Annotated in this window: 25 protein-coding genes, 1 tRNA gene and 3 pseudogenes; 11 read left to right on the top strand and 18 right to left on the bottom strand. The window is 65.7% G+C overall.

Annotated elements, in window-relative coordinates:
- Positions 1–84: 84 nt before the first annotated feature.
- The 5 genes and pseudogenes from A5625_RS30790 to A5625_RS20395 all read right to left on the bottom strand — a co-directional run.
- Positions 85–346, bottom strand: a pseudogene (locus A5625_RS30790) (alcohol dehydrogenase); the annotation flags it as partial.
- A gap of 61 nt (positions 347–407) precedes the next feature.
- The gene (locus A5625_RS20380; RefSeq protein ID WP_082984486.1) at positions 408–1,229 is read right to left on the bottom strand and encodes an aspartyl/asparaginyl beta-hydroxylase domain-containing protein; all 822 of its coding nucleotides are present in this window, start codon (positions 1,227–1,229) and stop codon (positions 408–410) included.
- Positions 1,230–1,415: 186 nt separating this feature from the next.
- Positions 1,416–1,643, bottom strand: coding sequence for an MbtH family protein (locus A5625_RS20385; protein WP_066998163.1), 228 nt, complete (start codon positions 1,641–1,643; stop codon positions 1,416–1,418).
- A 628-nt stretch (positions 1,644–2,271) separates the two neighbouring features.
- Entirely contained in the window at positions 2,272–4,893 is a 2,622-nt protein-coding gene (locus A5625_RS20390) for a helix-turn-helix transcriptional regulator (protein WP_066998110.1), read from the bottom strand.
- 445 nt (positions 4,894–5,338) lie between these two features.
- Positions 5,339–8,047, bottom strand: a complete 2,709-nt coding sequence (locus tag A5625_RS20395; protein WP_156748403.1) for a LuxR family transcriptional regulator — start codon at positions 8,045–8,047, stop codon at positions 5,339–5,341.
- A 1,038-nt stretch (positions 8,048–9,085) separates the two neighbouring features.
- Between A5625_RS20395 and A5625_RS20400 the strand changes: the two genes are divergently transcribed.
- From A5625_RS20400 to A5625_RS20410, 3 genes are read left to right on the top strand one after another with little or no spacing between them, the layout of a single operon-like run.
- Positions 9,086–9,565, top strand: coding sequence for a helix-turn-helix domain-containing protein (locus tag A5625_RS20400; RefSeq protein ID WP_066998113.1), 480 nt, complete (start codon positions 9,086–9,088; stop codon positions 9,563–9,565).
- Positions 9,534–10,046, top strand: coding sequence for a hypothetical protein (locus tag A5625_RS20405; RefSeq protein ID WP_232003768.1), 513 nt, complete (start codon positions 9,534–9,536; stop codon positions 10,044–10,046). The genes A5625_RS20400 and A5625_RS20405 overlap by 32 nt, the downstream gene beginning before the upstream one ends.
- Positions 10,043–11,254, top strand: a complete 1,212-nt coding sequence (locus A5625_RS20410) for a DUF6545 domain-containing protein (protein WP_066998118.1) — start codon at positions 10,043–10,045, stop codon at positions 11,252–11,254. Before A5625_RS20405 ends, A5625_RS20410 begins: the two co-directional genes overlap by 4 nt.
- 23 nt (positions 11,255–11,277) lie before the next feature.
- Here the strand turns inward: A5625_RS20410 and mshC are convergent, their stop codons facing one another.
- On the bottom strand, positions 11,278–12,513 hold the full coding sequence (mshC, locus tag A5625_RS20415; protein ID WP_066998121.1) for a cysteine--1-D-myo-inosityl 2-amino-2-deoxy-alpha-D-glucopyranoside ligase: 1,236 nt from the start codon (positions 12,511–12,513) through the stop codon (positions 11,278–11,280).
- 147 nt (positions 12,514–12,660) lie between these two features.
- On the opposite strand from mshC, the pseudogene A5625_RS28565 reads away from it, so the two are divergent.
- Both A5625_RS28565 and A5625_RS29710 read left to right on the top strand, forming a co-directional pair.
- Positions 12,661–13,023: pseudogene (locus A5625_RS28565) on the top strand (aldehyde dehydrogenase family protein); the annotation flags it as partial.
- A 55-nt stretch (positions 13,024–13,078) separates the two neighbouring features.
- Positions 13,079–13,216, top strand: a complete 138-nt coding sequence (locus tag A5625_RS29710) for a hypothetical protein (protein ID WP_197516168.1) — start codon at positions 13,079–13,081, stop codon at positions 13,214–13,216.
- A gap of 3 nt (positions 13,217–13,219) precedes the next feature.
- Here the strand turns inward: A5625_RS29710 and A5625_RS20425 are convergent, their stop codons facing one another.
- The 5 genes from A5625_RS20425 to A5625_RS20445 form a co-directional block, all read right to left on the bottom strand.
- The gene (locus A5625_RS20425; RefSeq protein WP_066998127.1) at positions 13,220–14,011 is read right to left on the bottom strand and encodes a 3'(2'),5'-bisphosphate nucleotidase CysQ; all 792 of its coding nucleotides are present in this window, start codon (positions 14,009–14,011) and stop codon (positions 13,220–13,222) included.
- A gap of 99 nt (positions 14,012–14,110) precedes the next feature.
- Complete coding sequence (locus A5625_RS20430) at positions 14,111–14,926, bottom strand: SCO1664 family protein (RefSeq protein ID WP_369830026.1); 816 nt, start codon at positions 14,924–14,926, stop codon at positions 14,111–14,113.
- On the bottom strand, positions 14,910–15,497 hold the full coding sequence (locus A5625_RS20435) for a DUF3090 domain-containing protein (protein ID WP_066998171.1): 588 nt from the start codon (positions 15,495–15,497) through the stop codon (positions 14,910–14,912). The genes A5625_RS20430 and A5625_RS20435 overlap by 17 nt, the downstream gene beginning before the upstream one ends.
- A gap of 62 nt (positions 15,498–15,559) precedes the next feature.
- Positions 15,560–16,321: a histidine phosphatase family protein gene (locus A5625_RS20440; RefSeq protein WP_066998130.1), complete on the bottom strand. Its 762-nt coding sequence runs from the start codon at positions 16,319–16,321 to the stop codon at positions 15,560–15,562.
- A 100-nt stretch (positions 16,322–16,421) separates the two neighbouring features.
- Positions 16,422–16,724 carry a hypothetical protein gene (locus tag A5625_RS20445; protein ID WP_066998135.1) on the bottom strand — a complete coding sequence of 101 codons (303 nt, stop codon included), beginning with the start codon at positions 16,722–16,724 and terminating at the stop codon, positions 16,422–16,424.
- Positions 16,725–16,833: 109 nt separating this feature from the next.
- Here A5625_RS20445 and A5625_RS20450 point away from each other — a divergent pair, with 109 nt between their 5' ends.
- From A5625_RS20450 to A5625_RS20465, 4 genes are all read left to right on the top strand, one after another.
- Positions 16,834–17,901, top strand: coding sequence for a YncE family protein (locus A5625_RS20450; RefSeq protein ID WP_369830027.1), 1,068 nt, complete (start codon positions 16,834–16,836; stop codon positions 17,899–17,901).
- Positions 17,898–18,167 (top strand): DUF5703 family protein, encoded by a 270-nt coding sequence (locus tag A5625_RS20455; RefSeq protein ID WP_066998141.1) that lies wholly within the window; start codon positions 17,898–17,900, stop codon positions 18,165–18,167. The genes A5625_RS20450 and A5625_RS20455 overlap by 4 nt, the downstream gene beginning before the upstream one ends.
- Before the next feature lie 32 nt (positions 18,168–18,199).
- Positions 18,200–19,279 carry a quinone-dependent dihydroorotate dehydrogenase gene (locus A5625_RS20460; protein ID WP_066998144.1) on the top strand — a complete coding sequence of 360 codons (1,080 nt, stop codon included), beginning with the start codon at positions 18,200–18,202 and terminating at the stop codon, positions 19,277–19,279.
- A 143-nt stretch (positions 19,280–19,422) separates the two neighbouring features.
- A complete protein-coding gene (locus A5625_RS20465) occupies positions 19,423–20,964 on the top strand; it encodes an adenylate/guanylate cyclase domain-containing protein (protein WP_066998146.1) in 1,542 nt (513 codons plus the stop codon).
- A 13-nt stretch (positions 20,965–20,977) separates the two neighbouring features.
- Here the strand turns inward: A5625_RS20465 and A5625_RS20470 are convergent, their stop codons facing one another.
- The gene (locus tag A5625_RS20470; protein WP_066998148.1) at positions 20,978–21,508 is read right to left on the bottom strand and encodes a YbhB/YbcL family Raf kinase inhibitor-like protein; all 531 of its coding nucleotides are present in this window, start codon (positions 21,506–21,508) and stop codon (positions 20,978–20,980) included.
- A 33-nt stretch (positions 21,509–21,541) separates the two neighbouring features.
- Positions 21,542–22,915, bottom strand: coding sequence for a M20/M25/M40 family metallo-hydrolase (locus tag A5625_RS20475; protein ID WP_369830028.1), 1,374 nt, complete (start codon positions 22,913–22,915; stop codon positions 21,542–21,544).
- A gap of 112 nt (positions 22,916–23,027) precedes the next feature.
- On the opposite strand from A5625_RS20475, the gene A5625_RS20480 reads away from it, so the two are divergent.
- Positions 23,028–23,113, top strand: a tRNA-Leu gene (locus tag A5625_RS20480).
- Between the two features lie 86 nt (positions 23,114–23,199).
- On the opposite strand, the gene A5625_RS20485 is transcribed toward A5625_RS20480, so the two are convergent.
- Positions 23,200–23,406: a hypothetical protein gene (locus tag A5625_RS20485; protein WP_064877541.1), complete on the bottom strand. Its 207-nt coding sequence runs from the start codon at positions 23,404–23,406 to the stop codon at positions 23,200–23,202.
- A 109-nt stretch (positions 23,407–23,515) separates the two neighbouring features.
- On the opposite strand from A5625_RS20485, the pseudogene A5625_RS20490 reads away from it, so the two are divergent.
- Positions 23,516–24,193, top strand: a pseudogene (locus A5625_RS20490) (phosphoribosyltransferase); the annotation flags it as partial.
- A 27-nt stretch (positions 24,194–24,220) separates the two neighbouring features.
- Here the strand turns inward: A5625_RS20490 and A5625_RS20495 are convergent.
- The 4 genes from A5625_RS20495 to A5625_RS20510 form a co-directional block, all read right to left on the bottom strand.
- A complete protein-coding gene (locus tag A5625_RS20495; RefSeq protein WP_066998152.1) occupies positions 24,221–24,556 on the bottom strand; it encodes a phage holin family protein in 336 nt (111 codons plus the stop codon).
- A gap of 90 nt (positions 24,557–24,646) precedes the next feature.
- Positions 24,647–25,447, bottom strand: coding sequence for a DivIVA domain-containing protein (locus A5625_RS20500; RefSeq protein ID WP_066998154.1), 801 nt, complete (start codon positions 25,445–25,447; stop codon positions 24,647–24,649).
- A 259-nt stretch (positions 25,448–25,706) separates the two neighbouring features.
- Entirely contained in the window at positions 25,707–25,997 is a 291-nt protein-coding gene (locus A5625_RS20505) for a YggT family protein (protein WP_066998156.1), read from the bottom strand.
- Between the two features lie 156 nt (positions 25,998–26,153).
- Positions 26,154–26,598: cell division protein SepF (locus A5625_RS20510; protein ID WP_066998157.1), on the bottom strand; the 445-nt coding region annotated here is incomplete at its 5' end.

Consider the following 26,598-nt stretch of genomic DNA (forward strand, 5'->3'; position numbering starts at 1 on the left):
GCAACAGTGCTTTTCGACGACCGCTGCTGCCACTCACTGCTGACTTCGACCTACCTACCCGCAATCAGACCGAAACGGGGCATAAGCATCAGCCTCATGTGCCAGCGCGGCCGCACACACGCCCGGATTTCCGGACCGGCCACGGCCGCGACGTCGCTGGCTCTCTTACGAAATGGTTACTCCGCAACGCATTCCAGCACCAACTGGGTTGAATAACGTCGCCACCGCCGCATCGAGACCGTCGGGCACGGCGTAACATCATCCGCCCTGCCGACAGTCGGGGCTCCCGGTCGACCGGAATGAAGCCGTACATATCGGCGAGGCAGCGCCGGTACTCACCGCTACGGCGATGGCCTCGATCGTCCCAACCGATCGCCCGCCGGGCACAGAAGGCCCGGCTTCAACCGCTACTTCGCAGCGGCACCCTGATTGACGAGGGCCTCGAAACGCTTCTCCCACCGAAGATAGTTACCGGCGAGGCCGGTGAGAGGCACGAAGGGCATCGCGATCACCGAGGTGAAGAGCTCGTTCAGCAAATTCGCCGGGAAGCGCATTGGCCGCATGATGTCGACGAAAAGGATAACCCGCACCCCGTCCGTCCGGTTCCAAGCCTCGTGCTCGAAGGTGTCATCGAAGATCATCACCTTGCCCTCTTCCCAATGACGGGTCTGGGACCCGACTCGGATCGCACACATCTCGGCCGGCTCGGGAATGAGCAGCCCGAGATGGAGGCGGAGCACGCCCTTCCAGGGACCACGATGTGGCGGCAGGTGCTTGCCGGGCGCGAGGATGGAGAAGAACGCGGTCTTCATGCCCGGCATCTGCTTGAGGAGCTTGGTTGTTTCCGGACAGCGGCGGCAATTCCCCCGGGCCTTCAGACCGTAGGCGTAGAAGAAGAACGTTTTCCAGCCGTCATCTTGGGTGAGTGCCTTCTGGGCCGGCTGGAGTTCCTGGAAGCTCGGTATGTTCGCCGCGTAGGGTAGCAGCGCATCAAGCTCGGCACGAACCTTGCGCCAATCAGCCTCGATGTCGGCGACCCAGGGAAAGTCCTTGGTATCGAAAAACTCTCGGTTGCCGTACGTCGAGGCCCGACCAATGAAGTCTTCAAACTTGAAGAACAGATTCTGTAGGAATTGGATGAGCCAAATGCGCGCTCGAATAGCGAATCCCTGCGGCGGCGTCTCGCCCACCACAACGTTACCGAACAAATCTCTCTCGATTTTTTGCATCGAGCCTGGCCCCTTTCTGAGTGGTTCAGATGCCTTCTGAATCAGGACAACATGTCTATACGCGCACCTTCAGTTCCCCATAGAACTTTGAGTTGTTGGCCATCCTGGATGAGCGATTCAGGATCCAGCTGTCCGCGCGGCCGCGGATGCGCCTGGTCACTGCGATCCGTTGACTGCCCGAATGATTCACAGATCAAGGCCACGGCCTGCTAGCCTGTCGCGCAAACTCTTCGGCCGGATGTCGGCCCAGTTCTGTTCGATGTACTCCAGGCACGCAGCGCGATCCGCTTCGCCGTACACCGTCTTCCAGCCCGATGGAATATCGGCGAACGCCGGCCACAGGCTGTGCTGCTCTTCGTCGTTGATCAAAACGAAAAAGCTGCCATTGTCATCGTCGAACGGATTGACACTCACCAAGTCCTCCAAAGCCTCGCATGAGCCGAACAGTTCAGTGCACTAGTTGTTTCTGGCCAGGGCCGTACGGCTTCTGCCCTGCAACCGTTCCGACCGATTGCATGATCCAGAGCCTGGTGGGTTTCAATCCTGTTGTCCGGCTTATCAAGCCGGTAGCGTAGTCAGCACCCGCACATAGAGTAGGCGGCGCCAGCAAACAGAGTGGTGACTCCCGGCAGCGACAGGGAAACACTTAACCGCCAATCGATGCCCTAGCGCGGATTACACTTTGCAACAGCATTTTTCGTCGAAACCTCTGCGTCGCAGGTTACCCAGAGATGCGGCGTCGCGAGACGGCCATAGGTTTGTGATTGTGAGCTCCAGCGAAGATTCGGCCCCACACCCTCGGGACCGAGACGAGAATCCGGTCGGCGATCAGCAGACGTGGCCGACTACGAGCTACCTCTCTCCCGCGCCGGGGCTTCCTTGACTCCTGGGCGTGGGCAACTTGCGCAGCGGTGCCGTTGATCAGCAGCGCCACCCGCCACATAGTGCGACCACCACCAGGGCCAGCCACACCCGGCCAGCACAGACTGGCCTGCGCCAGTTACCGCGGTCTGTTCGATCGACCGTTGCGGAAGTTCCGTCATCAGTCGTCTTGCGTCCTGGACGAATCCAGGTTCAAAAGCTGGACGAGCTGGTCGCGGTGGTTGACGCCGAGTTTGGTGAAAAGACGATAGAGGTGTCCTTCCACCGTGCGCACCGAGATGACCAACCGGTCGGCGATCTCGCGGTTGGACAAGCCGGCCGCCACCAGCATCACAACCTGGCGCTCACGGCCACTGAATGGAAGCGGGCGCGCTGCGGCCTCGAGTGCCGGTGTGCGAGAACCGCTTTGGCCCGCCAACGCGTGCGCCCAAGTCGACGACTCGACCTCTTTGCGGCGGTCGCCCCGGCGGGCATGTTCACTGGCCGCCTGAGCCGACGCGTCGGCGGCGAAAGCCGTTGCGCCAAGATCGGCGAACCGATGTGCCGCGGCATCGAGCAGATCGCCGTTATGTTGCGCCAGACCGCGGGCGTGCTCGGCGACCGCCTGTGCCGATGGAGTGTTCAACGTTGCCAGGAGCTCTTCCAGCCGAGCGGCCTGTGAACGATCGCCGAAGCGAATAGCTGCATGGCGTGCCCGGATCTCCGCCACGTACATCCCGGCTGTTCGCGCGACTTGCGCCGCTTGCATCGCATGCGTCTGGGCGGCGGCCGTGTCACCGGCGGCGGCCCGCTCCCAGGCCCGGGCCAGTTCGAGTTCCGGCAAAAACACCGCAACCTGTGGCGCATAAGCTTTCTCGGCCCGCCGCAACGCCGCCGCGGCCGCCGCATGGTCGCCTCGCGCCCCCTCGGCCTGGGCATGCAGGGCGGCCACTACCAGCAACCAGGGGGTCGGGAAGCCGCGGGACAGTTCCGAAATCGAACGGGCGAGGGTCTCGCATGCCGACGGCAGCTCACCGCGGGCGACCTGCACGAGCCCGACCATCGCGTCCACCATGGCCTCCGCTGCCGGAAGACCGGTAGCGATCGCGCCGTACCGCTTGTAAATCCGCTCGGCCGCCGCGTAGTCCCCAGTCGCCGTCGCAGCCATCACCTCGGCCATCCCGATCGCGAACCGCTGTGACCCCGCTTTGCAGGCCGCGGCCGCGCGTAACCCGGCATCGGCTATTCGGCGAACTTCGGAAAACCGCCCGGCTGCCATCAAGGCACCGCATGTCGCGATAGCCGCCCACGCCGTCGCCAGGGGTACTACATCGGCCCCGCACAAGCCCGGCCCCACTTCGAGGGCGGTCTCAATGTCGCCACTGAAGAATCCGATCAATATCTCAAACGCATTGATCAGATGGAGGCTTCCCTCCGACGCGACACGGGTTTTCAGGTCGGCTAATACCTCTTTTGCGGTTTCGGTTTCACCGCACCCCCATACCAAGTTGGCAGCCCGCATACAGCCCCACCGCGCGAGCTGCCACTCGTCGGCATCCTCGACGTCGGCATCAAGAAGGATGAAATCGGCCTCCTCGCCACGGCCCTGCCAACTCACCGCCTCGGCAAGCACCAAGGCGGCCGACAGACCGCCACCACGATCGACCGCAAACCTCGCCATCTCTTCGCCCAGCACCACATTCGACATCGCCAACGCACTGGCCGCCGCTTCGATGATTACATCGAGCTCGGGCTCCAAATCGCTGCGCATCATGAACTGCGCCAACCGAATCCGCCCCCGCAGGTCGGACAATTGCGAACGCCGGCCCGCTGCCCGCCCATGCTTTTGCAGAGCTCGCGCCATTTTTCCGTTGAGCTGCCGGGAACGTATGACCCCGGCGTTCCGGATCGCCGCTTCACCGAGCATGGGGTGATTCAACTGCGCCAGGGTATGGGATCCATCAGCAACCAACTGGATCAGACTGCGGCGCTCCAGGTTCGCCACAGCATCGGCATCGCAGATTTCACGTAGAACCTCCCACTCCACCAGCTCGCCGGTGGCCAAGACCTCCACGACCTCCAACTCTGCCGGGGTAAGCGAGCGCAACCGAAACTCCAGCACATCGTGAAGTTCGCGATCCGCACGAAGCGGACCCCTGAGTTCCCAACCCGCCTCCGTGTTGACAAAGGCATCGCTGTCGCGTCCCGCGGTCAGAAAGCCGCGCAGTAACAACACATTTCCCGCACTTCGTTCGAACAACTCGTCAACCAACCCGGGCACGACCGGACCGCCGAGAACGGCTTCAGCCAGTAGCGCGGTCTGGTCGCGGGTGAACGGATCGACTCGCACGGTCAGCAACAGACGCTCTTTCAACAACGCGGTCACCGCATCCAGCACCGGCTCGCCCGACCGGATTGTGACGATCAATCGCGCACTGCCGCCGGCCGCAAGTTGATTGACCAAAGTGGCCGACAACGGATCGAGCAACTGCGCGTCGTCGACCACCACCACCAGGTTCTTGTCTTGGCCCAAGGTGTTATGCGCAGCGGCCAGCATGATCGCCGGTTCATGCCCTACCCCAAGGCTCACCACGCGTGAGAACGCACCCAACGGCACAGCGCAACCGGTCTGAGTACCGAATGCGAATCGCACCGTGCGGCCCATCGACTCCGCCGTCTTTGCCAGACTGCGCGCCAGCGTCGATTTGCCCACCCCACTGTCGCCGACCAACGCCACGCCTTGGAACTCCCCATTGGTGACCGCGGCCGCCGCACGCCGGAACTCTTCGTCGCGCGCCACCATGGGCCACGTCGGTCCATTTACGCGCTGCATCGGCTGACGCACCTCTCCACTTCCATTGAGGCTGCCCGCAACGGTGACCCGCCTGCTCTGATCCGATTGCTGTTTGCCGCCAGCCAGTGCCATCGCCATCTGCTACTAGAGCCCTGAGCTCGCCGCGGCTAAATAAAGCTTGAAAGGGTCGACCGATACTGAGGTGCCGTCCGAGGAATCCCGACCCCGAAGTCGGTCCTCGGATATCAGAAAGCTCAACGGCGAGACCGCTTCTGCGTGCCCGGATGGGTCGACATCGTGATCGATGACCTCGCCCGTGCGCTTCTGACTGCCTATCATGTGCGGAGCGTATGGCCCCCCAGAAGCGGGCATCGTCCGAAAGCATTCAAGTCGAGTAGTGAGTGCGCGCAGATAGAGTAGCGGCCTATGAAACAGGGCGCATTGGCCCCAAAATTCACCCCGTTCGGGGGTGATCATCGCTCCCATAATCGAACGCCCCGCTGGCGCGGCGGGCCAACAACTCGCTTCGTACGAACGGTTCTCGGCTTGTCAGGTGGATGAGTTGGTCACGATTGTTAATACCGAGCTTGCTGAAGAGACGATAGAGGTGTCCTTCCACCGTCCGCACCGACAGGACCAACCGGTCGGCGATCTCGCGGTTGGACAAGCCGGCCGCCACCAGCATCACGATCTGGCGTTCTCGGCCGCTGAACGGAAGCGGGCGCGCCGCGGCCTCGACCGCCGGCGTCCGCAACTCGCACTGGCTGGCCAAAGCGTGTGCCCGGGTGGACGACTCGAACTTGTCACCACGGTCGCCCCGGCGGCTATGTTCGCTGGCCGCCTGAGCCCATGCGTCGGCGGCGAAAGCCGACGCGCCCAAATCAGCGAACTGACGTGCCGCAGCATCGAGCAGAGCGCCGTCGTGTTGCGCCAGACCGCGGGCATGATCGGCAACCGCCTCGGCCAACGCGGTGTTGAGGGTATCAGCGAGTTTCTCCAGCCGCGCGACCTGGGAACGGTCGCCGAAGCGGACGGCCGCATGGCGCGCCCGCATCTCCACGGCATGCATCCCGGCTGCCTGGGCGATCTTTGCGGCTTGGATCGCGTGCGCCTGAGCGGCCGTGGAGTCACCGGCGGCTGCCCGCTCCCAGGCCCGGGCGAGCTCGAGTTCCGGCAAGAACACCGCAACGTGCGGTCCATACGCTTTCTCGGCCCGCCGCAACGCCGCACCGGCCGCCGTACTGTCCCCACGCGCCCCCTCGGCCTGGGCATGCAGGGCGGCCACCACCAGCAACCACGGCGACGGAAAACCCTGGGCGAATACCGCGACTGCGTTGGTGAACACAGCACACGCTGACGGCAGCTCGCCGCGGGCGATCTGCACGAACCCGAGCATCGCGTCCACCATGGCCTCCGCGGTAAGCAGGCCCGCAGCCATTGCGGCATAACGCTTGTAGATCCGTTCGGCCGCTGCAAAATCGCCGGCGGCCGTTGCGGCCATGATCTCGGTAAGGCCGATGTTGAATCGATGCGGTCCCAATCCGCACAGCTCAGCCGCACGCACCCCGACGTCGGCTATGCGGCGAACGTCCGAATACCGCCCGGCCGCGGCCAACGCACCACATGTCGGGAAAACCGCCCACACGGTCGCTGTCGGTACGTCGGACTCACACAAGGCCGGCCCGAGTTCAATCGTCGTCTCAATGTCGCCACGGAAGTACCCGATGGACACCTCGAGCGCATTGATCAGACGGAGACCCGACTCCGACGCGACACGCTTTTTCACGTCGTCGAGTACCTCGACGGCAGCTTCAACGTCCCCGCAGCCCCAGTACAAGTTGGCAGCGCGCAGACAGCCCCACCGCGCGATCATGGACTCGTCGTCGCCACCGGGTTCGGCGTCGAGAAGGATAGCCTCGGCCTCGTCGCTGCGGCCCTGCCAACTCACCGCCTCGGCAAGCACCATTGCGGCCCGCAGACCGGCGCCACGATCGACCGCGAACCTCGCCAGCTCTTCGCCCAGTCCCACATTCGACATGGCCAATGCGTCCACCGCCGCCTGGATAACCGCATCGAGGTCGGGCTCCAGGTCGCTACGCATCATGAACTGGGCCAACCGGATTCGGCGCTGCGGGTCGGACAACCTCAGGACCAGCCCGCCTGCCCGCTCGTGTTTCTGGAGAGCCCGCGCCAATTTGCCGTTGAGTTGCCGGGAGCGCACCATGCCGGCGCGCCGCGTCGCTGCTTCGCCGAGCATCGGGTGATTCAACTGCGCCAGGGTGTGGGATCCGTCGGCGACCAACTGGATCACACCACGGCGCTCCAGGTTCGCTACCGCGTCGGCATCGCAGATGTCACGCAGGATTTCCCATCCCAGCAACTCACTGGTGGCCAACACCTCCACGACCTCCAGCTCCGCGGGGGTAAGGGAGCGCAGCTGAAACTCCAGCACATCGTAGAGTTCGCGGTCGGCACGCAGCGGGCCCCGAAGGTACCAGCCGTCCTTCGTGTGGATCAAAGCCCCATTGACCCGGCCCGCGGCCAGAAAACCACGCAGTAGCAAGGGATTTCCCGCGCTACGCTCGAATAGCTCATCAACCAGTCCAGAGTCCACCGGGCCACCGAGCACGGCGCCCGCCAGTAACTCGGTCTGATTCCGAGTGAAGGGATCGACGTGAATCGTCAACAGCAGCCGCTCTTTCAACAACGCTGTCACCGCATCCAGCACCGGCTCACCCGAGCGGATCGTCACGATCAACCGCGCACTGCGGCTCGCCGCAAGCTGATTGACCAGAGTGGCCGACAACGGATCGAGTAGCTGCGCGTCGTCGACCACCACCACCAGATTTTTGTCTCGGCCGAGGGTGTCATGCGCCGCGGCGAGCATCACCGCCGGTTCGTGCGCCACCCCAAGACTCACCGCCCGGGAAAACGCACCGAGCGGCACCGCGCCACCGGTTCGAGTGCCCAACGCGAATCGCACCGTTCGCCCCGCGGACTCAACCGTCTTGGCCAGTAGGCGGGCCAGCGTCGACTTGCCCACCCCACTGTCACCAACCAACGCCACGCCGTGAAACTCACCGTTGCCGAGCGCCGCCAGCGACTGCCGCAACTCTTCCTCACGCCCGACGACGGGCCACGCCGAACCGACTTCCCCCGACACCTGACATCCCTAGCTTTAGAGAGGACGCATCCGTGCCGTGGCGTTTGCCAGGGCCAGGCACGTACCGCGTGGGTTGCGTCCGAGATTGTGGATGGGCCGACGACGGGCCCGAGCGATTGCGGCCGCACCGAATCCTGGCGGCACACTGCGGTAGCGACTTTGCGGTCGGCGCGGCAGCCTGCCCACTAACTGCCGCGCTGGCCCGCTCGTCGTATCCACCGGATCTCTCTCCTTCTGCAGACCGGTATTTATCGAAAATATACCCCTACCTTCAGGCGGCAGCAAACGTTAGTGGATCGGCCCAGTTTCGACACACGTGTCAATTACTGCAATAGCTGTACAGCTGTTTCATAGAATCTCCAGTCAAGTCGCCGAAATTTTGCTCAGCAAACGATCAAGTCCTGCGTGGCGAGGCCCAACGAGCGCGCCGGCAGGGGCGTCCCGGGTGGCCCTGAGCTGTGGTTAGGCAACCTAGTCAACGCTATCCACAAGATCCGCCGTTGCCGAAGACAAATCTTTCAATTGCGTTTCTGGGTGAATTCATTACATTTTTTCACGTTACGGTAAAACCGATGATAAATATGAATTTGAGCTTCCGAATGCTTAAGTCTTATGCCGTCTTGGCCAAACTTATTAAGCCTCGGCTCAGCAATTAAATAAGTATGCGGGCGTAGCCGGCAAACCATTCATGGGCAAGCATCCACTGCGCGAGCGCGGGCCGGGCGCAGTCGTGTTTGCACTGCGTTGCTCGCCGATGTGCCGCGGTCGTGGAGGCAGAGCGTCGAGCACAGCCGTCACGCTGACCCGTCACCAGCTCGTCTGTACGCCATTCGTTTCAGCCGGAAGCGTTAACCAGTAGGCGTGCTTGCAAAAGACAATATGTTCAGTTAAGTGTCGGATATCCGGTCTAAAGGTATCGTTTCGCAGGGTTTTAGCGTAGATACAGTCCGTGAATTCCAGCCGGCATCAGTTAAAACGCGAATAGCGGTCCTGTAACATGAGTACATACGGGTAGCGTCCGCATGAAACGAGAGTGCATTGGAAGCCGATGGCGTACGGGCCGAAGAACCGGATCGTGGCGAGCTGGCATTCCGCCTCAACAAACTTTTCGAGCTCATGCGGAAGGCAGGCACGCCTGCGCTGTCCAACGCGGCGGCTGCGGCGGCCATCACCAGCAAAACCGGCGTTCCGATCAGCCCGGCTTACCTCTGGCAGCTCAGAAGCGGGATCAAAACCAACCCCACGGTCGCGCATCTGAGGGCGATCGCCGATTTTTTCGGGGTGCCGCCCTCCTATCTGGTCGATCGCGCCACCGATCCGGCCCTCGATGCGCAACTGAATCTTCTGCACGCACTGCGTGACAGCGGTGTGCGTGATCTGGCCGCGCGTGCGTCCGGCCTGACTCCGCAGGCCCTCAACAGCCTGGCGGCAATCGTCGATCACCTCCGCGAACTTGAACGGTTACCCCCGGTATCCCCTCGAAGAGATGACGAAGCCGATGGCGGTCTCGAACGCTGACATACTCGCGCTGACGCGCACGCTGCCGATCCCGGTGCCGTGGGACCGCAATGTTTTCGTGGAGAACTTGGGCCACATGCGCCGCCGGCCGATCAGGCTGATCCCGACAGACACCGCGGCATTGGCGGATAGCCCGTGCGGAGTGTGGCTGGCCTGCGATGACGAAGACTTGATCCTGCACGAGATCGGGACCACCGACTACCACATCGACCAGATCGTCGGTCACGAGATCGGGCATATCCTGCTGGGCCATGGCCAAATCGGCGGCCACAGCTTCGATGAGGAGCAGGAACGCAAGGTCTCCCGCCAGGCCCTGCCGGATATCGATCCCGACGTGGTGCGCGCTGTCTTGGGACGCAGTGACTACGCGAGTGATCAGGAGCGCGATGCCGAGATGTTCGCTTCCCTGCTGATGATCGCGGCCGCCGAAGCCGCCGAGCGTCGCTCCATGATGCGTAGCGCCTTCTTCCGCCGCCAGTGACCTCGACGGTCCCGGGTTTCATCGCCTGGCCCGTGATCGCGGTCATGGCGATCCTGCTCGCGGCGCGATTCCGGTGGTGCAGGGCCAACCTCTACCAGACCTACTTCAACAATGTGATGGCATGGCTGCTGCTGGCGCAGCTGTTGCGTGAGCGCCGAGTGGAAGCGGTGCTGTCCGGAAGCTCGCTGATGACTGTTACGACGGCCCAGCAATTATCTTGCGCGGCAATGATTTTGGCGTGCGGCGAACTAATCGGATTCACCATGCTGTGGAACCGGATCTCGCCGGAGGAAACGCGCCGCAGTCACCGCTATTACCGCGTGCTCGCCGTCGCCTTGTGCGTGGCATTCCTGGCCGCGGGCACCCGTGCTCGCGACGCCGGGCAGCCGCTCGAGGTGTCCGGCGGCTGGGACGCGGTCTTGGCGTTGAGCTTCTACCTGACGACCTTGGTCATCATGCTGGCGCGGATGATGTGGATGTTCGGCTCCGAGCTGAGGAAAGCCACCGACAAGCGCGAACTACTGCTCGCCGCTGCCGGGGTCCTCTCTGTGGTCGTGGTCGCAGCGGCCTGCCTGGAGGCACTGGTTTTGGCGGTGACCGACCAGCTCGGCTGGACCCATACCGTGCAGTTCCGGCTACGGGTGCACGGATCGGAGTTCTTGTGGATGGCGGTGGTCCTCTATCTGTTCGGCGCCGTTCCGCTCGCCGTCAGGCTGCATTCCTACCTCGGGCTGGACCGCGTCAGCCGCACCTGGAAGAGTCTGCAGCCACTGCGGTTGGGCATGACAGCCGTGGTCCCGGAAAGCAGTTTCCATGTCGACCACGGCCGCTACCGATTCCAAAAGACCACCCTGCAGCTGCATCAGACCGTCATCGAAATCCGCGACGCGATATTGCAGCTGCGCCACTATGTCGGTGGCACCGCCCCGCACGAGCTGGCTCACTTCCTGCGGGTGAACTCCGTGCCGGCCCACGAACAGAGCTCGGCGACGCACGCCTTCCAGCTGGCACATGCCGCCAGAGCCAAGATCGCCGGGCACACACCACAGACACCCGATAAGGCCCTAGTGGTGGACTCCCGATCAACAAGCCTCTACGAGGAAGCCGCCGACCTGTTGGCACTGGCGAAATGGTGGACGCCCGCTGTGGCAGCCGCCGGACCGGCCGCCCCGGACGAACCCCACATCGGAACCAGCCTGCCGGCCTGACCGGGAACGGCTCGCCGCGGCGATTACAGGGCCACTCCCAGTAGAGCATCGATCGCGGTTGCCACCAGTTTGGGCGCCTCGGCGTCATGGCCACCGTATTCCAGCGCGTCGGTAGTCCAACCATCAAGGGCAGCAAGCGCTTTCGGAGTATTGAGGTCGTCGGCCAAGTATTGGCGCAGCCGAGCGATCACGTCGGCGGCGTCCGGACCGGCCGGCAGCGCGGTCGCACGACGCCAGCGGTGCAGCCGGGCGATGGACTCGTCGAGCAGCTGCTCGGTCCAATGCCGATCCGCGCGGTAATGCCCGGCCAGCAGCCCCAGCCGGATGGCCGCCGATTCGACGCCCCGGGCGCGCAACTGTGACACCAGCACCAGGTTGCCGCGGCTCTTGGACATCTTGTGCCCGTCCCAGCCGATCATCCCGGCGTGCACATAGTGCCGCGCGAATCTTCGCTCGCCGCGCACACATTCGGCGTGCGCGGCGGTGAATTCGTGGTGGGGGAAGATCAGGTCGCTGCCCCCGCCCTGAATGTCCAAGCCGCTGCCGATGCGGCTGAGCGCGATCGCCGCGCACTCGACGTGCCAGCCCGGCCGGCCAGAGCCGAACGGCGACGGCCAACTGGGCTCCCCGGGCCGTGCGGCCCGCCATAGCAGGGCGTCGAGCTCGTCGGTCTTTCCGGGCCGCTGCGGGTCGCCGCCGCGCTCGGCGAACAGCCGCAGCATCGTGTCACGGTCATAGCCGGACTCGTAGCCGAACTGCGGCGTGGCGTCGGCGCGGTAGTAGACGTCCGGGTATTCGCCGTCGACGACGTAGGCCGCGCCGGAGGCGAGCATCTTCTCGACGAGTTCGACGACCTCGGCGATCGCCTCGGTCACGCCGACGTACTCGCGGGGAGCCAGGATGCGCAGCGCCGCCATGTCTTCGCGGTACAGCGACACTTCACGCTCGGCCAAGTCGCGCCAGTCGATGCCGTCGCGTTCGGCACGCTCCAACAGCGGGTCGTCCACGTCGGTGATGTTCTGCACGTAGTGGACTTCGTGGCCGAGGTCCAGCCACTGCCGGTAGATCAGATCGAACGCCAGATAGGTTGCCGCGTGGCCCAGGTGGGTCGCGTCGTAGGGGGTGATGCCGCAGACATACATCGTGGCGGTCGGTCCGGCCGCCACGGGACGCACCTGCCGGTCCGACGTGTCATACAGCCGAAGCTCTGGGCCGCGTCCCGACAGCACGGGAACTGGTGGGGAAGACCACGACTGCATGGAGTCGACTCTAGGCGCGGCTCTGAGGCGCGGCTGACTCACCCGCGCCTTGCCCCAGCGGACGCTATATCGTCACGGCGCGATTCGTGATTTGCTAAGTCCGGTATTGAGCAAAGTCGCGCAACGTCGACGAGCGAGGTGGTTGCGATGTCGACCGGTACAACCGACCGAGCAGACACCGCGGGCCCGGCCAAGCAGCAAGAAGTCGTGGTCAGATGCCCGGCGACAGCACAGGTTGTCGGCGCCGTCCCCATCTCGGCCGCCGCCGAAGTCGAGGCGGTCGCCGCCCGGTTGCGGAAGGCCCAACGGCTGTGGCAGCAAATGGGTGTCGGCGGCCGGTCGCGGTGGCTGGGCAAGTGGCGGGACTGGATGCTGGATCACCGCGACGAGCTGTTGACACCGTTGCAACTCGAAACCGGCAAGTCCTGGGGCGACACCGGTGTGGAGATCGCCGCACTGCAGATCATCAACTACTGGATCGACAACGCCGCCGATTTCCTGGCCGACCAGACGGTGCGCCCCTATAGCGCCTTCAACGCGGGCAAAAAGCTGACGCTGGTCCATCGTGGCCGATCGGGTCGCGATGAAAAAGGAACTGCTCTGGTACCCCTACAGCCGCAAGAAGGGCAGCCTCATGGAGAACATGATCCGGGTGCTCTCGGCGAAAGACTGGCGGCGTCGATTGGGCCGGCGACCGCTCTGAGCGCTACCCGCCGCGGATGGCGCTCAGCAGGATGGGCGCCAGTTCGGCGCGACACATCACGAAGTCGGGCAGATACGGGTCGAGTTGGTTGTAGCGCATCGGTGATCCGTCGAGCCGCGATGCGTGCATGCCGGCGGCCATCACCACCCCGGCCGGGGCCGCCGAATCCCATTCCCACTGGCCGCCGGCGTGGACGTAGGCGTCGACATCCCCCTCGATGATGGCCATCGCCTTCGCGCCGGCAGACCCGATCGCGACGGGCTGAATGGGCAGCGTCTGGCGCATCCGGTGCAGCACCGCGGGTGGACGGGTGGCGCTGACGGCGATGCGGATGGGTTCGGTGACGCCGACCCGCGCGGCGTCGGCGGTCACGGTGTCGCTGCGGTAGACGATGTTCCCGCGGGCCGGCAACGACACCGCCGCATCGGTGATTTCGCGCTCGCCGTCGCTGGGGCGTTGCCATAGCGCGATGTGGACCGCCCAGTCGTCGCGGCCCGGGGTGGAAAACTCACGGGTGCCGTCCAGCGGATCGATGATCCACACCCGGTCGTGCTTGAGCCGGGACAGGTCGTCGTACGCCTCTTCGCTGAGCACCCCATCGCCGGGCCGTTCCGCGTGCAGCCGCCCCAGGATCAGCGCGTTCGCCAGACTGTCGCCCGCGTCGCCCAGCGCCCACGGATGGCCGAAGCCGACTTCATCGCGCACTTTCAGCAACAACTCCCCCGCGTCGGCGGCGAGATCGGCGGCCAAAGCGGCATCAGAATCGTCTGCCAGCTCGTCCGCGCGGTTGCTCACCGCCTCAGTATCGCCGACGGCGCACCGCGGCCTAAATCGATGGCGGTCCGGCACGCCACCCGCACTGAGGGCAGCCACCCGACACGCTTGCGATCGCCGCTAGAAGGCCGGCCAGGGAATCGGGCGATGCCGGTTGGGTCCGGGCATGACCGGGTTGTCCAGCAGTGCGTGTGCGCGCCTGCGCAGCGCGGCGATCTCGGCGCGGGTGATCTGCTCGGCCAGCTCGTCGCCGAATTCGTCATCGAGCGCGTCGGCCAGACCGGCGACGGCCTTCAGCGTTTGACCATCGATCGGCTTGCCGGCCCATCCCCACAGCACGGTGCGCAGTTTGTTCTCGACGTGCAGGCACACGCCGTGGTCGACCCCGAAGATGTGACCGTCCAGGTCGCGCAGCACATGGCCGCCCTTGCGGTCGGCGTTGTTCACCAGCACGTCGAACACCGCCATCCGCCATAACCGAATGTCGTCAGCGTGCATCAGCACCACCTCGTCGCCCGCATAGTCGAGGGCGCGCAGCACCGGCAGATAGCCCGGCTGCTTGGTGCCGGCGGGAAACAGGTCGACCAGATCCGGCCCCGGCGGCGGATCGGTGTCCACCGCGTCGCCGGGCTGCTGCACCCACTGCTGCAGCATGCCCGGGCCCGCCGGCCCGTGCCGAATGATCGTGTAGGGCACGATGTTCCAGCCCAATTGCGCGGACACCAGATACGCGGCTCGTTCGCGGCCGGCCAGCGTCCCGTCCGGGAAATCCCACAGCGGCGCCTCGCCGGCGACGGGCTTGTAGACGCAATGCACGCTGGACTCGGCGAGCGTCGACTCGCACAAAAAGGTGCCGTTGCTGGCTGAGCGGATCCGGCCGATAACCGTCAGCTCGCCGTTGCGCAACACCTCGCGGTCGTCACACCTCGGGGTCATCGTCAGGCCCGAGCAGCGCACTGCGCCGATAACCGTTGGCGCGTGCACAGATATGCCCCTCCGGGTCCAGCGGTTCGTCGCACAGCGGACACGGCGGCCGTCCCGCGGAGATGACGCGATTGGAGCGGGTGGCGAACTGTCGCGCCGACTCCGGCGTCAAAAACACCCGCACCGCGTCCGGCCCCTCTTCGGTGTCGTCGAGCACCACCGACGCGTCGAACTCGGCATCGGTGACGGCCAGCAACTCGACCACCACGGTCTGGGCCTCCGAATCCCAGCCCAGGCCCATGGTTCCGACCCGGAACTCGGCATCCACCGGGGTGATCAACGGGTTGAGGTCGTCGATCTCGGCGGGCTCGGGCGGGACCGGGGTGCCGAACCTGCGGTTCACCTCGAGCAGCAGCGCCCCGATGCGTTCGGCGAGCACGGCAACCTGCTGCTTCTCCAAGATCACCGACACCACTCGGGCGTCGTGCACGGCCTGGATGTAGAACGTGCGATTTCCGGGCTGACCGACTGTCCCGGCCACGAAGCGGTCGGGTGTGCGGAAGACGTGAATTGCGCGAGGCATGGCACTTTCCAAAATACCGGCTGTTGCCACCGCCGTGCGATCCGATGGAGGTAGCCGCCGAATTAATCCGTGGAACCGCCGACCACCGCGTCGCTGGGTGACACTGCGGCGGCTGATTCCTGCGGCTCTCCGTTGGACTCGGCACCCGTCTGCGCCTTTGCCTCTTCCTTCGCCGGCGGTCCGGCCCGCAGGGCGGCGGCCAGCCGCGCACCGGTGTGGTTGACGTGCAACACAAACGGGCGCAGTTCGGTGTAACGGATCACACTCACTGACGCCGGATCGGCGGTGACGCGCTGGAACCCGTCCAGATGGATGCCGTACGCGTCGGCAATAACCGCTTTGATGACATCACCGTGAGTGCAAGCGACCCATAGCGCATCGCCGCCCTGCTCGCCCCCGGCTTCAAGGGCCAACCGGCGGTCGTGCTCGCGCACCGCGGCCACCGCCCGCGCCTGAACTTGCGCCAGACCCTCGCCGCCGGGAAACACCGCGGCGCTGGGATGTGCCTGGACGACCTTCCACAACGGCTCGCCCAACAACTCGCCGAGCTTTCGCCCGGTCCATTCCCCGTAGTCGACTTCGGCAAGCCGCTCATCGACGAGCGGCTCGAGGCACAGCGCGTCGGCCAACGGCTCGAGAGTCCGCCGGCAGCGCAGCATCGGCGAACTGACCAGTGCCCGGATCGGCAGATCACCGATCCGATCGATCAGGTCGGCGGCTTGTTCGCGGCCCTTGTCATCGAGGTCGACGCCCTCCGAGCGACCGGCGAGAACGCCCGCCGTGTTGGACGTCGAGCGGCCGTGCCGTAACAGGATGACGGTCATATCGACCACGACGGTACCCGCTGGGCGGGTCCGTGACCGGAGATGACTATTCGATGGTGGCGACCCGCTGCACCCGGCTACGCCGCGCTTGCGATCGCCACTAACGCGAAACCGGCACCGCGTGCGCCACGGAGTCGCGCACCGCAGCGCTCAGACTGCGCTCGTCGGTGAGGTCGATGTCGACCAGGCTGCGGACCGCTCTGGCGACCACCTCTTCGGCTTGCGGGACCGGCCCGGCCAGGCGCGCCCGGTAAACCTCAACGACAAGGGAACGGTTCTCGATGTGGAACGAAAAGCTTCGCCCATCACCGACTTGTCCGTATCCGCTCGCGGAAATGCCTGTTGACATGTCCTCGACAGCAAACTGTTTCTGCGTCAGATGACGGTCAGCGGTGACGGCCATGAGCCGACCATACCTCGCCGCTGGGGCTGGATGCAGGCAGCATGGCCCTACTGGACGCGAAGGCGTTCCTTAGAATTTGTGTTCCACCGCCGCACCACAAGGGAAAGAATTGCTGTCACGACACCGACGTCACAAGCTGGCAGTTCACGGCGGTTTGTGGAGCCTCGCGGCTTTGCTGACCGCGACAGCCGGATGTTCATCGAACCCGCTCGACGCCGCGCCGCCCACCATCGAACCGGCGCGCGCCGCCGTGTCGCCGCCGGTGACGCAGCAGCCGGCCGGGGCGGTGCGGCCGATGACCGGTCATGCCGCGGCCGCGGTGTTTGACGGCGCCACCCACCAACTGGCGGTGCTGACGCCGGGCGTCGACCCGGCGGCGCCCGCCAGTGTCACGATCTTCGGTGACCCGCAGGTCACGCCCCGTGTCGTCGCGTTGCCGGGGCCGGCGAGTGCGCTGACCGATGACGGCCGCGGAACCGTCTACCTGGCCACCCGCGGCGGATACTTCGCGGTTGACCTGTCCACCGGTCGCGCGACGCAGGTGGGCGTCACCGACGCCGCCCAGACCGAATTCACCGCGGTGGCGCAGCGCGCCGACGGGAAGCTGGTGCTGGGCAGCGCCGACGGCGCCGTCTACACGCTGGCCTCCCGGACACCGGGCACCGTGACCAGTGCAACCGTCGACAATCGAAACAAGATCTTCGCGCGCGTCGATTGGCTTGCCACACAAGGCAATACGACAGTGGTGTTGGACCGCGGACAGACGTCGGTGACGACGATCGGCGCCGACGGTCATGCCCAGCAGGCGCTGCGAGCGGGCCGGGGCGCCACCACCATGGCCGTCGACCCGGCGGGTCGGGTGCTGGTCGCCGACACCCGCGCGGGCCAACTACTGGTGTACGGCGTGGATCCGCTGATCCTGCGTCAGGCCTACCCCGTTCCGCAGGCGCCGTACGGCCTGGCCGGCTCCAGCGCGTTAGCCTGGGTTTCGGCTACCGTTTCCAATATCGTCATTGGTTACGATCTGTCCACCGGCATTCCCGTCGAGAAGGTGCGTTACCCGACCGTGCAGCAACCGAACTCACTGGCGTTCGACGAAGCGTCAGACACCCTTTACGTGGTGTCGGGTTCCGGTGCGGGAGTTCAGGTCATCGAGCACGCTGCGGGTCACCGTTGACGGCGGCGCGGCGGAGCGGACTGCCCGCGGGCTGGGACAGTGAGATGTCCGACGAATACGAATGGGCGCCGTTGCGCCTGCCCCCCGACGTGACCCGGGTCAGCGCGTCCACCCGACTGTCCATCGAGGCCGAATACCGCGGCTGGGAGTTGACCAGGGTGCGGCTCTATACCGACGGCAGTAGGCGGGTGTTGTTGCGCCGCAAGAAAACTCGTGTGGACAATGCCGGCTTCGAAGGGCGACGGCCCGACCAGCCGGAACTGTGACGCCCACCCGGCCACGCGAGGGCCGACACCGGATGTACGGCGTACTGCGACAACTGTTTTTCGTCATCCCGCCGGAGCGGATTCACACGCTGGTGTTCGCCACCCTGCGCGCTGTCACCGCGGTCGCCTGGATGCGTCGGTTGCTGAACCGACGGCTGGCCCCGACGGATCCGGCACTGGCCAGCACGGTGTTCGGAGTGCGCTTTGCCGGGCCACTCGGACTGGCGGCCGGCTTCGACAAGGACGGCCTGGGCCTGCTCACCTGGGGTGCGCTGGGGTTCGGACATGCAGAGGTGGGGACGGTCACCGCCGGCCCGCAGCCCGGCAATCCGGCTCCCCGAATGTTCCGGTTGCCGGCCGACCGAGCCCTGCTGAACCGGATGGGCTTCAACAATCTCGGTGCGGGCGCGCTGGCGTTGCGGCTTGCCCGGCACCGGCCCGAGGTGCCGATCGGGGTGAACATCGGCAAGACCAAGGCGACGCCGGCCGAGCAGGCCGTCGACGATTACCGGGCAAGCGCCCGGCTGGTCGGCCCGCTGGCGTCATATCTGGTGGTCAATGTCAGTTCGCCGAACACGCCCGGACTGCGGGACCTGCAGGCGGTCGAGTCGCTGCGGCCCATTCTGTCCGCCGTGCTCGCCGAGACGTCCACACCGGTGCTGGTGAAGATCGCGCCGGATCTTTCCGATTCCGATGTGGACGACATCGCCGATCTGGCAATCGAACTCGGCCTGGCCGGCATCGTGGCCACCAATACCACGATTTCGCGGCAGGGCTTGAAGACGCCAGGGGTCGACGAGCTGGGTCCCGGTGGCATCTCCGGGCCGCCGGTGGCCCGCCGTTCGGTCGAGGTGCTGCGCCGGCTCTACCGCCGGGTCGGCGGTCGCCTGGTGCTGATCGGTGTCGGGGGCATCGAAACCGCGGACGACGCCTGGGAGCGGATTACCGCGGGCGCATCGCTGCTGCAGGGCTATACCGGCTTCATCTACGGAGGGGGCTTGTGGGCCAAGCAGATTCACGACGGCATTGCGCAGCGGCTGCATGACGGCGGCTTCGCCTCACTCAGCGATGCCGTCGGTTCGGCAGCGCACGCGCCGGGACTGCCTGATTGAGCTGCGCTGTGCCCCATGACCGCGCGGTGGACACGCCGCGGATCATCTCGACGTCGACCGAGCAGCGCAGCTAGCTGGGCGATCATTTGGCGGACTGCGGCTGGCGGCCCGCCGGGTGGTGCGATCGGCAGTACGCTCAACCAGTGCCGGAAACGTCATACGCAGCGTGTGGCGATCTCAGCCTGGCGTATCAGATATTCGGCGACGGGCCTGTCGAGCTCGTCGTCGTGGGGCCGTTCGTCAGCCATATCGAGCTGGCCTGGACCCTCCCCCAATTCAAGGCGTTCATGGAGCAGCTGGCCACGTTCTGTCGCGTCCTGGTGTTCGACAAGGCCGGGATCGGGCTTTCGGACCCGGTGCCGAAGGTTCGGACGCTGGATGATCGGGTGGCCGAGATCGAGGCCGTGATGGACGCCGCCGGCTTTGGACGGGCCGTCATCTCCGGTCTGAGCGACGGTGGACCCGCGTCCATGATGTTTGCGGCAGCACGGCCGGAGCGAGTGCGGGCGCTGATCCTCTGCGCCACATACGCGTTTCACCCGTGCGGGTGGGACGACATGGATCGCGACCCGGGCGAGCTGCGGGCGCGCTACGTTTCCGAGCTGGGTGAGGACTACACGCCGTCGGTTGAACAGCTCGCCCGCTGGCTGGAAGGCGGCCGGGCCGTGCGCTCCCAGTGGGGTAGCGGTGCGGCAGCCAGCATCAGCGCGCCGTCGGTCCGGTCGATACGCCAGCTGGCAATGTTGGAGCGGATGGCCGCGAGCCCGGGAATGGCACGGGCGTCATTCGAAGCGGCCTTTCTCACTGACGTGCGCCCGATCCTGCCCACGATCACCGTGCCGACGTTGGTCATCCATGCCCGTGAGGACCCCGCGGTTCCGGTGCAGTTCGGCCGGTACCTCGCCGACCACATCCCCGGCGCGCGGTATCTCGAGGTGGAGGGCGTGGACCATGCACCCTTCTTGACCGACCCGGACAAGATCCTGACCGGGATCGAGGAGTTCCTCACCGGCGGCCATGCCGCGCCCGCACAGTCACATCGCGCTCTGCGCACCGTGTTGTTCACCGACATGGTCGCCTCCACTCAACACGCCGCGGCAGCGGGCGATGAGCGGTGGCGCGCCGTGTTGCACCGCTTCGGTGAGATCACCGCCGAACTCACCCAACGGTTCGGCGGCACGGTGCTCAAGAGCACCGGCGACGGACACCTCACCACGTTCGACGGCCCGACGCAGGCCATCCGCTGCGCCGAGGCGTTGCGCGCTGACGCCGAAATCCTGGGCGTCCAGATCCGGATTGGCATCCACACCGGCGAATGCGAACTACTGGACAACGACATCGGCGGAATCGCGGTACACATCGCGGCGCGGATCCTCGGGCACGCAGGGGCGGGCGACATTCTCGTGTCCCGCACCGTGTGCGACCTGGTCGTCGGGTCGGGCACCGGCTTCGAGGACCGTGGCAGCGTCGAGCTGCGCGGCGTGCCCGGCCGTTGGCAACTGCTGGCGGTCGATCGCAACGGCCCGCGGGCGGGATCGCCTGAGGCGCAACTGGTCTCAACGCCCACTCCCAGTCGTCGGACCGCGATGCGCCGTTCGGACCGCGCCGTGGAGCTGATCGCGACGCGCGCTCCGTGGGTACTGCGCGGGATGGCCCACCTCGCGCCGGCCACCGGGCGCCGCTGAAACGGCCGCAGCCCTACTTCTGTTCGTAGGTGGCGTGGATGACCGCCCGCGCTATGGCGTGCTGAAAAAGGTTGAACCCCAGGAAAGCCGGGCTGGCGTCCTCGGGGAGGTCCAGCTTTTCGGTGTCCACGGCGTGCACGGCGATGTAGTAACGATGTGGGCCGTGGCCCGCCGGCGGCGCGGCGCCGATATAACGGCGCTGCCCAGCGTCGTTCACCAGCGTCAGCGCATCTCCGGGAAGGTTGCTGCCGTCGCCGGCGCCCGCGGGCAGCTCGGTGACGTCGGCCGGCAGGTTGGCCACCGCCCAGTGCCAGAACCCGGAGGCCGTCGGAGCGTCGGGGTCATAGACCGTGACGGCGAAGCTGCGGGTCTCGTCCGGGAATCCCGACCAGCTCAGCTGGGGGCTGACGTCCTCACCGCCGGCACCCATGATTCCGCTGACTTGCGGCTTGGCCAGCGGCTGACCATCGGTCAACGACTGCGAGGTCAACGTGAAGGTGGGCAGCTTCGGCAACGAGGCGTAGGGATCAGGAGCAGTGCTCATGGCGGTCCTCTCGGGTGATCGTGAGTTGGTCAATTAGCAGTGGGTCAGGAAGTGGGCCAGCACGTCGGTGCCGAACCGCAGCGCATCGATGGGTACCCGCTCATCGACACCATGGAACAACGCGGTGAAGTCCAGATCCGGCGGCAATCGCAGCGGGCTGAACCCGAAGCAGCGAATACCTAAGCGCGCGAAGGACTTTGCGTCGGTACCGCCGGAAAGCATGTAGGGGACGGTACGGGCGTCCGGATCGAACGCCAGCACAGCCTCGTTCATCGCGTCGACCAGATCGCCGTCGAAGCTGGTCTCATAGGACGACAAGTCCTTGATCCACTCGCGGGTTACGTCGGGTCCGAGCAGCTCGTCGATCTCGGCCTCGAACGCCGCCTTGCGACCCGGCAGGATCCGGCAGTCCACCACCGCCTCGGCGGAGGCCGGCACGACGTTGGCCTTGTATCCGGCCTTGAGCATGGTGGGGTTTGCGGTGTCGTGCAGCACGGCCTTGAGCATCCGGGCCATCGGCCCGAGCTTTTCGATCGCGCCGCGCAGGTCCCCCGATTCGGTGTCGAAGGTCAGCCCGGTCTCCTCGCTGACGGCGGCGAGGAACTGCGCCACGGTGTCTGTCAACACCAGCGGGAACTGATGACGGCCCAGGCGGGCCACGGCCTCGGCGATGGCGGTGACGGCGTTCTGGTCGTGCACCATCGACCCGTGTCCGGCCGGGCCGCGGGCGGTGAGTCTCATCCAGGACAGCCCCTTTTCGGCCGTCTCGATCAGGTAGAGCCGACGCTCGCCGCCGTCACGGCGCGGCACCGTCAGCGAGAACCCGCCGACCTCGCCGACCGCCTCGGTGACACCGGTGAACAGCTCGGGGCGATTGTCGACCAGCCACTGCGCTCCGAAGGTGCCGCCGTGTTCCTCGTCGGCGATGAACGCGAAGACCAAGTCGCGCGGCGGCACCATGCCGGCCCGCTTCAGCTGGCGGGCCACCACGATCATCATGCCGACCATGTCCTTCATATCGATCGCGCCGCGGCCCCAGACAAAGCCGTCTTTGACCGCCCCGGAGAACGGGTGCACGCTCCATTCGGTCGGCTCGGCCGGCACCACATCGAGATGCCCGTGGATCAGCAGCGCACCCCGCGATCTGTCGGCCCCCGGCAGGCGGACGAACACGTTGCCGCGACCCGGGGCGCCGGATTCGACATAGTGCGGGGCGTAGCCGACCTCGGCGAGCTGCTCGGCGACCCACTGCGCGCAGTCGGCCTCGCCCTTCGTCGTTGCGGGGTCACCGGTGTTGGTGGTGTCGAACCGGATCAACTTGCTGACAACCTCGACCACGTCGTCGCTCGGGTTGGTCGGCACCTCGGGCGCCCCGCTCTGAATGGTCACAACCACCTTTCCTACCATTGCCGGGGCTGGACGGCTCGACGCCCGGCATCGAGCCCTCTCGAGGAGCTGGATTGGGTTCGCGGCGGCCGATCCGATAGCCTTAGCTGCCAACCCATGCTGGTTTGGCCTTGTCCGAGTGGCGGAATGGCAGACGCGCTAGCTTGAGGTGCTAGTGCCCTACTAATGGGCGTGGGGGTTCAAGTCCCCCCTCGGACACACCGCTGAGCGAGCGAAATGGACGCTTGCCTCCATTTCCGAGCCGATGGAGCGTGTTGAGCGGCGAAGCCGCAATCACACCGTATCTATTGCCGGATATGCCGCTTCGGTGGCGGGTAGACGCCCCTGGCGATCGTCGCCGACAGCCACCCGATCGCCCACCCGCCGCAGACCAGCAGGAACGTATGCCGGGAGGCGGCGTCGCCCGTCGTGGAAACCACCGCCAGAATGACCGCCCAGACGATCGCGCAGGCGATGCTATAGGCCGTGTAGGTGCCGTAACGCCGTCTCATCTCACGGATCCTTTCGGTCGTGCGGACACTGCAGCCAACCGGAACTTTGCCACCGCACTCAGCCTGACGCACGTAGCCTGGAGAGAAGTCCATCAGCCGGGAGCGTTAAATGAACCGACCGAACGGCTTTCTCCGGCGAACGGCGACGCGCAGTTTTCGTGACCGACGCGAGGCCGGAAGCGCGCTGGCCCAAGAGCTGACGGCCTATCGCGGCCGCGACGACGTACTGGTATTCGGGCTGGCCCGCGGCGGCGTGCCGGTGGCCTGGGAGATCGCCGCGGCCCTGGGAGCCCCGCTGGACGTATTCCTGGTTCGCAAGCTCGGCGTACCGCACTGGTCGGAGCTGGCGATGGGCGCATTGGCCAGCGGTGGCGGCGTGGTGATGAACGAGGATGTGGTGTCCAGCTTGCACGTCACCGACGAGCAGGTGCGGAAGGTGATCGACAGCGAGACGGTCGAGCTGCTCCGGCGCGAGCAGGCTTACCGGGAAGGTCGCCCGATCGCCGATCTGCGCGACAAGATCGTCATCCTGGTTGACGACGGGATCGCAACGGGCGCAAGCATGCTCGCCGCCGTGCGTGCGGTGCGAGCCGCGGGCCCGAAATCAATCGTGGTTGCTGTCCCCGTCGGACCGGAGTCGACCTGCCGCGAGCTGGCGCGGGAGGCCGACGATGTGGTGTGCGCGACCACACCGCCCGGCTTCGAAGCGGTCGGACAGGTCTACGACGACTTCCATCAGATCAGTGACGACGAGGTGCGCCGGCTACTCAACACGCCGACCGGCTGAGCGCGGCGAACCGACTGGTGAAGCGGGTTACTTAATGGGCTCGTCGCCGCGGCGGTCGGCCGGAACCGTGGATTCTTCGGTCTGGGTGGTCTCTTTGGTCGCTGCCGGTTCGCCCTCACCGGGGACTTCCTCGGGATAGTCGACGTATTCGCCCTCGTCGGCTGGGGCCTCGTCGGCGTCGTGGACCTCATCGCCCGCGGGCTCGCGCCGCTGCCGTTCGCGCAACGCGTCGAGGATCAACAGCACCACACCCACCACGCTGGCGGCGATGCACACCCAGGCCACCAGCTCGTTGCTCGTCACGACCGCGAACACCAACGCGACGAGCCCGATAAGGGCCAATACCAGCGCAATGATGAGCATCAGTGATCCTCCAAGCGACGAGCGGGATTGCGGTGTCAAGACCTAGTGTGCCAACCCGAAGCTCGGCGAGTCACCGGCACGCCTGAAAGGCTAGTTGCTGCCCCGGTTGAACTGGTCGAAGCCGGCCGCATCCGCACTGGAATCCACCGGTGCCGCGGATCCGCGCTGACCGAGTTCCTCCAGCTGAGACTCCAGGTAGGTCTTGAGTCGGGTGCGGTATTCGCGCTCGAAGGTGCGGAGCTGTTCGAGACGGCCTTCCAGAACGGTGCGCTGCTGGTTGATGGTGCCCATGATCTCGGAATGCTTGCGTTCGGCGTCGGCCTGCAGGGCGTCGGCCTTCTCCTGGGCCTGACGCAGCTGGGTCTCCGAACGGGTCTGCGCATCCGCGAGCATCGCGTCGGCGCGCTGCCGGGCCTCGGTGACGGTTGTCTCTGCGGTGCTGCGGGCCTCGCTGAGAATCTGGTCGGCGTTGGCGCGGGCGTCGGCCAGCATCTTCTCCGACTCGTTCTTGGCCGTGGTGGTCAGGCGGTCGGCGGTGTCCTGCGCCAGCGTCAGCACCCGAGCGGCCTTCATGGCCTGTTCCTCGTTGGTGGCCGCCGCTGCGGCGGGAGCTGCGGCCGGTGCCGGCTTGACGGGTTCGGGTTCGGCGACCGGAATCGCCTGGGTAGGCGCGGCGGCAGCAGCCGGGGTGGCGGAACCGCCACCGGAGGCCAACTCGTGGTCCAGTTCTTCAATCCGTTGGCGCAGATCGCTGTTCTCTTCGATGAGTCGCGTCAGCTCGGCTTCCACCAGATCGAGGAAGGCATCCACCTCATCTTCGTTGTAGCCCCGCTTGCCGATCGGTGGCTTACTGAACGCCACATTGTGGACGTCGGCTGGTGTAAGCGGCATTGTTTCGTCCCCTCAAGTTCCTGTCGAACGTTCTGGAAAGTGTAGAACGCAGTGGTAGCCGTAGTGCAACTGCCGTCCATCCTGTCACACCAGGCGCGACGGTTGCTGATTAGCCCAATAAATAAGAGCCAATTTCAAACATTGAGGCCAATAAAATCCGAAACCTTAGAATTTTTAAATCGCGCGAACCAAACCGACGCTAAAACGTGGCCGAACCGTCTCCGCGCCGGAATCGGTCACGCCGCGGGCAGCGCCCGGGCTACGCGGCGGCGCCGAACGCCAACTGCATGCCGATGAACGCGACGAGCAACAGCACCATGATGGACAGGTCGAAGCGGACCGCCCCGATGGTGAGTTGCGGGATCAGCCGGCGGAGCAGCTTCACCGGCGGATCGGTGATGGACAGGATGATCTCGAGCACCACCACGGTGATCCCGGTGGGATGCCAGTCCCGGCTGAACGAGCGGATGAATTCGACGACGACCCGAGCAATGAGCAGCAGCCAGAAGACGAACAGCGCAAACCCAAGGATCTGAAAGAACAACACCAACTGAAGTGCCCCGACCTTACCGATGAGATGCCAAGCGCCGCGTACCAGCGCGGCGCTTGCCAGAGTACCGACTCCGAGTAACAGGCCTGTCGCACGTGGCCGCGGAGTCCGTCCGGGATCGGAGCCGCCGGCCGCGAACCGGGACGGCGGATGCGGCTATTGGTAGGCGTAGAAGCCGGTTTCGGCGATCCGGCGGCGCTCCTCCGGGGATACGTCCACGTCGGCGGGCGACAGCAGGAACACCTTGGTGGCGACTTTGTCGAAGGAGCCGCGCAGCGCGAAGGCCAGGCCGGCGGCGAAGTCGACGAGGCGCTTGGCGTCGGCGTTGTCCATCGACACCAGGTCCATGATGACGGGGGTGCCGTCGCGGAATCGCTCGCCGATGGTGCGGGCCTCGCTGTAATCCTTGGGCCGCAGCGTGGTGATCTTGGACAGCGGGTGGCCCTCTTCGAACATCATCGCCATCCGGCGCGGGTCCATCGCCAGCGCTCCGCGGGTGGAGTTGCGCAACCACGATCCAAAGCGCGGCCCGCCCCGCTCGGCCCGGTCGAACTCGCGGGGATGGACGGCACCATAGCGAGGCTCGTCCCCGTAGCCGCCG

The organism is Mycobacterium sp. 1465703.0 (assembly GCF_001672975.1).
Classification (GTDB): domain Bacteria; phylum Actinomycetota; class Actinomycetes; order Mycobacteriales; family Mycobacteriaceae; genus Mycobacterium.